Annotated in this window: 8 protein-coding genes and 2 pseudogenes; 6 read left to right on the top strand and 4 right to left on the bottom strand. The window is 45.8% G+C overall.

Translation table 11 applies throughout. The annotated features are described in order from the left end of the window. Positions 1–7: 7 nt before the first annotated feature. Positions 8–583 (bottom strand): Uma2 family endonuclease, encoded by a 576-nt coding sequence (locus tag IQ217_RS05620; RefSeq protein ID WP_194019216.1) that lies wholly within the window; start codon positions 581–583, stop codon positions 8–10. A 160-nt stretch (positions 584–743) separates the two neighbouring features. Further along, a pseudogene (locus IQ217_RS05625) lies at positions 744–933 on the bottom strand (ABC transporter ATP-binding protein); the annotation flags it as partial. A gap of 262 nt (positions 934–1,195) precedes the next feature. Between IQ217_RS05625 and IQ217_RS05630 the strand changes: the two are divergent. After that, positions 1,196–3,064, top strand: a complete 1,869-nt coding sequence (locus tag IQ217_RS05630) for an APC family permease (protein WP_194019217.1) — start codon at positions 1,196–1,198, stop codon at positions 3,062–3,064. Between the two features lie 105 nt (positions 3,065–3,169). On the opposite strand, the pseudogene IQ217_RS05635 reads toward IQ217_RS05630, so the two are convergent. Beyond that, positions 3,170–3,358, bottom strand: a pseudogene (locus IQ217_RS05635) (ABC transporter ATP-binding protein); the annotation flags it as partial. A 75-nt stretch (positions 3,359–3,433) separates the two neighbouring features. Further along, entirely contained in the window at positions 3,434–4,273 is an 840-nt protein-coding gene (ylqF, locus tag IQ217_RS05640) for a ribosome biogenesis GTPase YlqF (RefSeq protein ID WP_194019218.1), read from the bottom strand. 508 nt (positions 4,274–4,781) lie between these two features. Between ylqF and IQ217_RS05645 the strand changes: the two genes are divergently transcribed. The 5 genes from IQ217_RS05645 to IQ217_RS05665 all read left to right on the top strand — a co-directional run bounded on the left by IQ217_RS05645 (position 4,782) and on the right by IQ217_RS05665 (position 8,842). After that, positions 4,782–5,810, top strand: a complete 1,029-nt coding sequence (locus IQ217_RS05645) for a chlorophyll a/b binding light-harvesting protein (protein WP_194019219.1) — start codon at positions 4,782–4,784, stop codon at positions 5,808–5,810. A 166-nt stretch (positions 5,811–5,976) separates the two neighbouring features. After that, positions 5,977–6,156 (top strand): hypothetical protein, encoded by a 180-nt coding sequence (locus tag IQ217_RS05650; protein ID WP_190597883.1) that lies wholly within the window; start codon positions 5,977–5,979, stop codon positions 6,154–6,156. Positions 6,157–6,212: 56 nt separating this feature from the next. After that, on the top strand, positions 6,213–6,725 hold the full coding sequence (gene fldA, locus IQ217_RS05655; RefSeq protein WP_194019220.1) for a flavodoxin FldA: 513 nt from the start codon (positions 6,213–6,215) through the stop codon (positions 6,723–6,725). 232 nt (positions 6,726–6,957) lie between these two features. After that, positions 6,958–7,713, top strand: a complete 756-nt coding sequence (locus tag IQ217_RS05660) for an alpha/beta fold hydrolase (RefSeq protein ID WP_194019221.1) — start codon at positions 6,958–6,960, stop codon at positions 7,711–7,713. Positions 7,714–8,407: 694 nt separating this feature from the next. After that, positions 8,408–8,842, top strand: coding sequence for an AraC family transcriptional regulator (locus IQ217_RS05665; protein ID WP_194019222.1), 435 nt, complete (start codon positions 8,408–8,410; stop codon positions 8,840–8,842). Positions 8,843–9,339 lie beyond the last annotated feature (497 nt).

The following is a 9,339-nucleotide window of genomic DNA, read 5'->3' on the forward strand; positions in this document are numbered from 1 at the left end:
TAGGGATCTACCAAATCGGCGCTAACTCTAAAACAAATTCTGGCAATATAGCTTCACCACTGAGGCTTTCAGGATTTTCTAAAACTTCCACCGCCTGACCAGGACGATAAATTTCTACGGTGCGAGTTTGGCGATCAATTAACCAACCCAATTGAGCACCATTTTCTTGATACTCTTGCATTTTTTCCCGTAGGGGTTTTAGGTCATCACTGGGCGATCTTAATTCGACGACAAAATCCGGGCAGAGGGGCACAAATCTCTGTTGTTGTTCCGGGGTTAAGCTTTCCCATCGTTCCCGTTTTAACCAGGCTGCATCCGGCGATCGGTCGGCCCCATTAGGTAAGCGAAAGCCCCCAGAAGAGTCGAAAAAAATTCCGGTGCCATCCATTTCTGCCCAAAGACCTAGACGTAGTATCAAAATGCCGTTACGGTTACTGGTTTCGCCTCCGGTAGGTGACATGATCACTAAATCTCCCTGGGAATTACGCTCAAAACGTAGCTCTCGATTAGCCAAACAGAGTTGATAAAACTGCTCATCAGAAAAGGATAGGCTATCAAGTTTAATGGTTAGGGCGGCGGGCATTGACTTTATCCCAGAGACATTGATGTGGCGTTGGTTTCCATTCTAAAGGAAGCGACAATCTAGCTGGAACGATTTTTTTTGTTGAGGAAATATTCGTTTCTCCCAAAAAGTAGGGGAATGGGCCTAAATAATTTGGGAGTAGCGTCTGGGCTACGAACTACTAAGCCACGTCGTCATGGGCAAAGCGGTTTATAGATGAAGTCCAAAGCGTGGTTACGAAACTGGTAATAGGTGGGGTCTTCCATAATCCAGCCTTGATCGTGGGGTCGGGCAAAGGGAATGGTCATAATTTCCCCAATGTTCGTGTGGGGCCCATTGGTCATCACCACCAGGCGATTAAGGCAAAAAACTAGACGTCGGAATTGGGTTAACTGACCAAACTTTTACCGCCTCGGACTTAATTGGTGCGGATTCTAAGAGCTCCATAGGGGAGAAATGTGGGTCATGTCGTTTTTGAGAACCCATAATTATTTTAATTGCATTATTAACCCAAGGGAAAAACCAGATCCAAGGCAGTGGCAGTAAATTGACGGATGGATGTGTGGACAATCTCGATCGCCGTTCTAACCTACACTTGAAAAATCTTCAAAAGTTATCCCATTTCTAGGTTCTATGCCGTCTTCACCGACCCATGAACATCCTGTTTCATCACATCCTTGGTGGCAGGTGATGTGTTTAACCGGAGTGGATTATTTTTCGACTTTGGGTTATCAACCTGGGATTGCTGTCCTTGCCGCTGGGGATATGGCTCCCATTGCGACCCTGATTTTAGTGCTGGTCACCTTATTTGGGGCATTACCCGTATATCGAAATGTGGCTAGACTCAGCCCCCACGGAGAAGGATCGATCGCCATGTTGGAACATTCTCTACCTTGGTGGCATGGCAAATTTCTAGTACTGATTTTGCTGGGATTTGCCGGGACGGATTTTATTATTACTATTACTCTCTCCGCCGCCGATGCCACGGCTCATTTGGTTGAAAATCCCCTATTAGTTCGCTGGTTGCACGGTCAAGAAATCCCCCTCACCCTGATATTGATTGCCTTGCTGGGGGCATTGTTTTTGAAGGGCTTTCGGGAGGTGATTGGTTTTGCGGTGGTCATTGTTGTTGTTTATTTAGGCTTAAATTTGGTCGTCATTGGCATGGGGATCTATCAAATCAGTCTAAACCCCATGGTCTTTCCTCAATGGCAAGCGGGTCTGAGTGCCCATCACCATAATCCTTGGATAGTTTTAGGAATTAGCGCCCTATTGTTTCCCAAGCTGGCTTTGGGACTATCGGGTTTTGAAACGGGGGTTGTGGTTATGCCCCTGGTAAAGGGTGACCCTACGGATCAAGAAAGTAACCCTGTGGGAAGGATTCGTAATACCCATCATTTACTAGTGACTGCCGCCGTCATTATGAGCCTATTTCTGCTGGCCAGTATTTGGGTGACGACGTTATTAATTCCCACTGCCGCTTTTCAACCAGGAGGGCAAGCCAATGGTCGAGCGTTGGCCTACTTAGCCCATCGCTATTTAGGGGAAATTTTTGGGACGGTTTATGATCTCAGCACGATCACCATTTTGTGGTTTGCGGGGGCATCAGCCTTGGCGGGATTATTAAATTTAGTTCCCCGTTATTTACCTCGGTACGGCATGGCCCCGGAATGGACTCGGGCGGTTAAACCTTTGGTAATCATTTTTATGGCGATCACCTTTGCGATAACGTTGATTTTTCGCGCTAACGTAGATGCCCAAGGGGCAGCCTATGCCACAGGAGTTTTGGTACTAATGAGTTCGGCAGCAATTGCGGTGGCTCTCTTTTTTCATCGTCAACGTTCCCGTTGGAGCACGGGCATTTTTGCGGCGATCGCCCTTGTATTTATTTACACCACCATTATCAACATCATCGAACGACCAGATGGGATTCGTCTCGCCATTTTCTTTATCACTACCATTGTCACCACCTCGTTAATTTCTCGGGTGTTTCGCTCCACCGAACTGCGGGTCACATCCATTGAATTAGATGACTCGGCCCAAGAAATTTTGTCTAAATACCAACATCAAAGCATTCACCTGATTGCCCATCGTCCTTTTAAAAAGGAATTCCAGGAATATCGGCAAAAGGAACAATCTGCACGCCATAATAACCACATTAGCAAAAGTGACCCCTTGATTTTCTTGGAAGTGGACGTAGTAGACGCTTCCGTATTTGTGGATGCCATCCATGTACGGGGCATTTATCTGGATAAATATCAAATTCTGCGGGTTCAAAGTTCAGCGGTTCCCAATGCGATCGCCGCTTTATTACTCTATTTACGGGATCAAACTGGCCATTTACCCTCTGTGTATTTTGGTTGGACGGAGGGCAATCCCTTGGAATATTTACTAAGATTTCTCTTGTTTGGGGAAGGAGATATTCCTATTCTGACCCGCGAAGTATTGCGAAAAGCCGAACCCAATCCCCAAAATCGCCCCCGTATTCATGTTAGTGGTTAGGCTCTTGATACTGAATTGTAATCTTTGTAAAAACATTTGAGCTTAGCGGGGTTCGCTAATCAGTCACAACTAGGAACCCTTTTGAAGACTTAAGAAATTTCAATCTCAAGCCACGTCGTCGTGGGCAAAGCGGTTATAGAGAAAGTCGAGGGCGGAGTTACGCAACTGGTACAACTGGTAATAGATGGGGTCTTCCATAATCCGATCTCGAACCCGGGGCCGGGCAAAGGGGATAGTCATAATTTCCCCAATGTTGGGGTGGGGCCCATTGGCCATCGTCACCAGGCGATCACCGCCAAGGATGAAGCAAAAGTGGTCGTGATTTCGATCGCCACTCGGAATTAATCCTTGTCCTAAGTCTATCCGAGCCTAAACCTCCGGGGGCAATTCCAGCGGTAGGGGGCCTAGTAATCCTTTGCGAAAATCGTTCAGCAATTGCACTGCGGCCCTTTCGCGATCGCCGTTATGGCGGGCATCAGCTAGGGCAATTAAATACAAATCCCCATTCATGGCTGCCGGAGCTACCTGATAACGGTGCGTCAACGCCTCCCCCAGGGACAAATCCAGCAACAGATCCACCATGGCGATCGCCACCGCCTGATTTTCGTAGGCCGCTTCACCAATGTCTTCACAGATAGCCAATTTCAGGGCATTGGCCTGATTTTCCAGCTTGAGGGGAATCACCCCAGGGGAATCGAGCAGTTCTAAACTATCGGAAATGCGAATCCACCGTAACTGCCTGGTTACCCCCGCCCGTCGGGCACTTTCCACCACCTTGCGCCCCAACAATCGATTAATTAATGCAGATTTACCTACGTTAGGGAAGCCCATCACTACCGCCCGCACTGGCCGAGGTTGCATGCCCCGCCGCTTTCTTCTTTCATTAACTGCCTTACCAGCTTGCTGGGCCGCTTTACTGATGGCCTTAACCCCGGTGCCCTGCTTGGCATTGGCGTAATATACCGTTTGATTTTGCTGGCGGAACCAGGTTAACCACTGCTCTTGCAACTCCGGTGTGATCATATCCACCCGGTTGAGAATAATTAATTTCGGCTTTTCTCCCACCCAGAGGGGCACATCGGGATGTTGGGATGCCAAGGGAATGCGAGCATCAATTACTTCCAGCACCACGTCAACTTTGTTTAACTGCTCCCGGAGTTGTCTTTCCGCTTTGGCAATATGCCCGGGATACCATTGGATTAAGGCCATGAGTTGTTCACTTTTTTACTGACGAGGGCTTATGGGGGCCACGCTCCCACCCATAACAGCTTGCCACATCCCCGCCGGAAGTTACCTTACCCCTAGGCGATCGCCAAAAATCAGCATATATACACCAAGTTAAAAGTAAATCTTTTACACTATTACTGTAATCAACTTCACCGATAAAATTTTCCTCTACCATTCCTGGGGTCAAATCCATACCTGGCCATGACTCCCGCTCTACTTAATATTTCTTAACAATTTTAGTTGCCATAAATTCTCATTTATGTCCCTATAATAATTCGGGAGTAAGTGCCAAAGATTCTCAACTGCTTCATCGGTGGTTTGAGTTTAGTCCTAGGGAAAGATTGGCGATCGCCGCTGTGGTCAAGCCAGAATGGGTCTCGGGTGGACAGAGAACGCTTTATTCTTTGCCTCCATGGCGGCATCCCCCCTAGGTTTCTCAACACTTATTGCTATATTTTTTTATTTGTCGTCTCATTAAGGAGGCAATTCTGTGCAAACCTATGGCAACGACACCGTTCAATACGAATGGTGGGCCGGCAACGCCCGTTTCGCCGATCAGTCTGGGCTTTTTATTGCAGCCCATGTGGCCCAAGCGGCCCTCACCGCCTTCTGGGCTGGAGCTTTTACCCTGTTTGAAATTTCCCGTTTTGATCCCACCCAGGCCATGGGGGACCAGGGATTGATTTTACTGCCCCATTTGGCCACCCTCGGTTGGGGTGTGGGAGATGGCGGACAAATTGTGGATACCTATCCCTACTTTGTCGTTGGCAGTATTCACCTGATTGCTTCAGCGGTACTGGGGGCTGGGGCTCTGTTTCATGCCCTGCGGGCCCCCGCTGACCTTAGTACCCTTAAGGGCCAGGGCAAAAAATTCCATTTCACCTGGGAAAACCCCCAACAACTGGGCATGATTTTGGGTCACCATCTCCTGTTCCTGGGGGCTGGGGCCCTGCTGTTGGCAGGCAAAGCCATGTATTGGGGGGGATTGTACGACGCCACCACCCAAACGGTGCGGCTTGTGAGCGAACCAACGTTGGATCCCTTCGTTATTTATGGTTATCAAACCCATTTTGCCAGTATCAGTAGCCTGGAAGATCTGGTAGGGGGACATATTTTTGTTGGTGTTCTGCTCATTGGTGGAGGCATTTGGCACATTCTGGTGCCCCCTCTCAGTTGGGCTAAAAAAGTTCTGCTCTTTTCCGGGGAAGCCATTTTGTCCTATTCCCTGGGGGGCATTGCCCTAGCTGGATTTGTGGCGGCCTACTTTTGTGCCGTTAATACCCTGGCCTATCCGCCGGAATTTTACGGCCCGCCTTTGGCAATTAAATTGGGCATTTTTCCCTATTTTGCGGACACCGTGGAACTCCCCATGCATGCCCACACCAGTAGGGCTTGGTTAGCCAATGCTCACTTTTTCCTGGCCTTTTTCTTTCTGCAAGGTCATCTCTGGCACGCACTGCGGGCTTTGGGTTTTGACTTCAAACAGGTCGAACAGGCGTTGGATTCCCTGCAAACCTAGTCATTAGCCATTAGCTTTTCCTCTCTTAAGCAAGCATCGGGGTTTACTTTGCCTAGCCATACCAGCCTGAAATTAAGACTCCATTGCTTGGTAATGGTAAACCTCTTTTCTTTTTATTCCCTTGCTTGAGTCAATTGATGTTTACTCTCCCATTGCCTAAAAAATTATGGGTCATCCTCACACTTGTTTGTGCTGTTCCCACTGTCTTTTGCGGCATTTACACCAAGGAAATTTAGTTTGGTATTGCTGTCAGTGTCGCCAAATGCAGGCGATCGCCAACGATAGCACTAGCCCCCTTTATTTCAACACCTCGGAACTGTTAAACCAAGCTCTACTTAATGCTTAACGGCTTCCCCAGATTATTTCTACAAAAAAATTAAGCTCATTAACTTTTCAGGAACCATGACAAAAATTGGACTCTTTTACGGCACCCAAACCGGCAACACAGAAACCATTGCTGAGCTCATCCAAAAGGAAATGGGCGGTGATAGTGTGGTCGAGATGATGGATATTTCCCAAGCTGATGTAGAGGATTTTCAGCAATACAATTCCCTCATTATTGGTTGTCCTACTTGGAATGTGGGGGAACTCCAGAGTGATTGGGAAGGCTTTTACGATCAACTAGACGAAATTGATTTTAATGGTAAAAAAGTAGCCTATTTCGGTGCAGGCGATCAGGTTGGTTACGCTGATAACTTTCAAGATGCCATGGGTATTTTAGAAGAAAAAATTAGTGCATTAGGAGGAAAAACAGTGGGATTTTGGCCCACCACTGGTTACGACTTCGATGATTCAAAAGCGGTAAAAAATAACCAATTTGTTGGTTTGGCTTTGGATGAGGACAATCAACCGGAATTAACTAAAGGCAGGATCAAAAAATGGGTTAGTGAAATTAAACCTATTTTGCAATCCTAGGTATTCTCAACCTGGGGGTGTACAGCCATCAATTCTCCAATAATTGATCGACTCCGCCAGTAGTTCATGTTGCTTGAGCTTATCTTAAACATCTGGTCATTTACCACAGTTGCTTTGAGCTTTAACTAACTTTAATTAACCAGAGAATAGTTTAGGCTCGACTGAGTTATTTTCTACTCCTCACTCCACTTAAATACTTACCTTACCTTTTAATCCTAGCCGGACTCCTACCATGAAAAACCAGAATATGCCTCCAGAAACCCCCATTGTCTGGCTCAATTTTAGTCCTGCCTTAAGGCGTTTTGATCGTCCTTTACTGCGGCAATTAAGCAAAAGCCAACCTATTTTACAATGGGATTACCATCAAACCGCCGACGAACCCAACTGTTTAACGACAGGACTAGATTTAGTTGGGGAATATCTGGAAAATTTTGACCAGCCTGTCCATTTAATTGGCCATAGTACTAGTGGTTTGTTGGCGTTATTGTACGCTCGCCAATGTCCCGAAAAAGTCCGTTCCCTCTCCTTGCTTTCTGTGGGGGTATATCCTGCCCTGGATTGGCAAGCCTATTATTACAGTCAATTTGATGCTATGCGCTACAGCCGTCATTTGCTCCTTGGTCAAATGGCCCACCATTTATTTAACTGCTGTTCCCTGCGTCAGACCCAAACCATTGTTAATATTCTGGAAAATGATCTATTAACTTCCATTTCTCCCCACAGTTTGTATAAACAATTAATCATTTTGCCCAACCACATTGCTGTACCTCTCTTGGTGGCAGTGGGAGAAGCAGACGGCATTATCGACACCAGTTTATTCAATGGCTGGCAACGATGGAAAAAGCCTGGCGATCGCCTTTGGTTATGTCCTGAAGGAAAATACTTTTTTCAATTTGAGCACCCAGAAGTCACCGCATTCCAACTGCAACAATTTTGGCGATCATTGCAAGGGCAGGAAGCTCCCTCTTCCACCTCTCTACTGGCCTAGGTTGGTTTCTTCTTCAATTATCAATGTTTTAATTTTAAATCTGGGGAGAATCACATTAAACCAGCTAAGTATATTTAAATTCACTTGCGGTCTCACATCAATTTTTCTCCCCTTATCCATTGGTAAATGTTGAGTGGATTAATCAAGGTATGGCGAATGGGATTGGATATAATAGTATTATTGACAGAGATTCAAAAGCTGTAAGACCGTGTTTGATGTGATCCCTTGACCTCTCAAGTTTCGGAGCAAGTCGGGCAAAAGCTTTTTAGCGCTGCAAATACTTTAGTAAAAAAATCGAGAAGCAAAACGGAACTTTTTAAACAGATTCTAAATACCCTTCAAGAATTAGGGTAAATTTACTAAGGCTTTTAAAAATTTTAATATTTTTTACCGAGATTTTCCGAGCGCCTACAAACCCTCAGATGCGCTTTATTCAGCGCTTTTTAACTGTTTAGAGTTTTGGCGTTTTACAAAACTAGTCGTTCAAGCCCTTGCCTTCCACAGGGCAAAGTTGGCGTTTTCCTAAGCAAATAGTGTTTTGGGGGCTATTGTCGGATATTTTTCCAGTCTAGGTGGCAATATATTATATTTTTGTTACTTAATAAGCACTAATTAAGCTCGAAAAAACTAGAATATACTCTATTACTCACCGATTCATTTTGGTCAAAGGCATAGTTTTATCCTGTAGTCCCCTATGGAACTTCCTCCTGATAACCGAGAAGCCACTGTCCATCCCAATCAACATCAACTTGAGCAGTCTGTACCGTTCAATGATGAGTATGGCGTTAATTTGGCACTTAAGAATTATGGACTCCTTCCATATCACCTAGAGAAGGTTACCAATTTTATGCAATCCCACCTTGATCAAGATCTTTCTGTGGAGGAGATTGCCCAGGAGTTGGGGTTAAGCCAGTTTCATTTCTCCCGCCTCTTCAAGCAAAAAACGGGCATAACGCCCCATCAGTATTTGATCAAACTGCGGCTAGAACGGGCAAAGCATCTGTTGAAGAATACAAAACTGGCAGTTAATGAGATCGCTGATGAATGCGGCTTTGCCAATCCAAGTCACCTCGCTAGGCACTTACGCCGGGAAACAGGGCTATCCCCTAAGCAATTTCGCATTTTGTAGCAAGATTGTGCTCAAATAGCAAATATTTGTTCGATTCTACCGTAAATATAAGCTACATTGCCGTTTATCTTTTCAATTAGGAGCACAGGAAGTCTAATTATTTATTTCAAGGTTTCTCCCAAAGGGTGCTAATTCTGGTCAGGACGTTTGCCTTGGTTGCCTGTGGGTAGTTTTTGTTAGTTTTCAAAGCGATTCTCACTTGCCAAATTGAAGAAATAATTAGACATTAGCCTCCCGGCTTTCTGAAGCTTTAGTGGAGTAGCTAGTACTTTGCAGATAGGTGCTTGCTCCCACGGAATCCAGTATAAGTTCGTTTTTGTGTACTGTCAGATATGGTTACCTTTATACATTTCCTGGTCTTTTCATGAATGCCGACAAAGAAGATCACCCACTGAAAGGGCAATTAGTGCCAGTAAACTATGAGCACAGTGTCGGTCTCCCGGAGTTGTTAACTCAACTAGATTTGTCCATTCTGATTTCTACCTACCAAGCGGGAC

This window comes from Synechocystis salina LEGE 00031 (assembly GCF_015207985.1).
GTDB lineage: Bacteria > Cyanobacteriota > Cyanobacteriia > Cyanobacteriales > Microcystaceae > Synechocystis > Synechocystis salina.

Excerpts from the sequence above, each read along its gene's own strand:
- ylqF (WP_194019218.1), bottom strand. The coding sequence starts at position 4,273 with ATGGCCTTAATCCAATGGTATCCCGGGCATATTGCCAAAGCGGAAAGA.
- fldA (WP_194019220.1), top strand. The coding sequence starts at position 6,213 with ATGACAAAAATTGGACTCTTTTACGGCACCCAAACCGGCAACACAGAA.
- IQ217_RS05665 (WP_194019222.1), top strand. The coding sequence starts at position 8,408 with ATGGAACTTCCTCCTGATAACCGAGAAGCCACTGTCCATCCCAATCAA.
- IQ217_RS05660 (WP_194019221.1), top strand. The coding sequence starts at position 6,958 with ATGAAAAACCAGAATATGCCTCCAGAAACCCCCATTGTCTGGCTCAAT.
- IQ217_RS05650 (WP_190597883.1), top strand. The coding sequence starts at position 5,977 with ATGGGTCATCCTCACACTTGTTTGTGCTGTTCCCACTGTCTTTTGCGG.
- IQ217_RS05620 (WP_194019216.1), bottom strand. The coding sequence starts at position 583 with ATGCCCGCCGCCCTAACCATTAAACTTGATAGCCTATCCTTTTCTGAT.
- IQ217_RS05630 (WP_194019217.1), top strand. The coding sequence starts at position 1,196 with ATGCCGTCTTCACCGACCCATGAACATCCTGTTTCATCACATCCTTGG.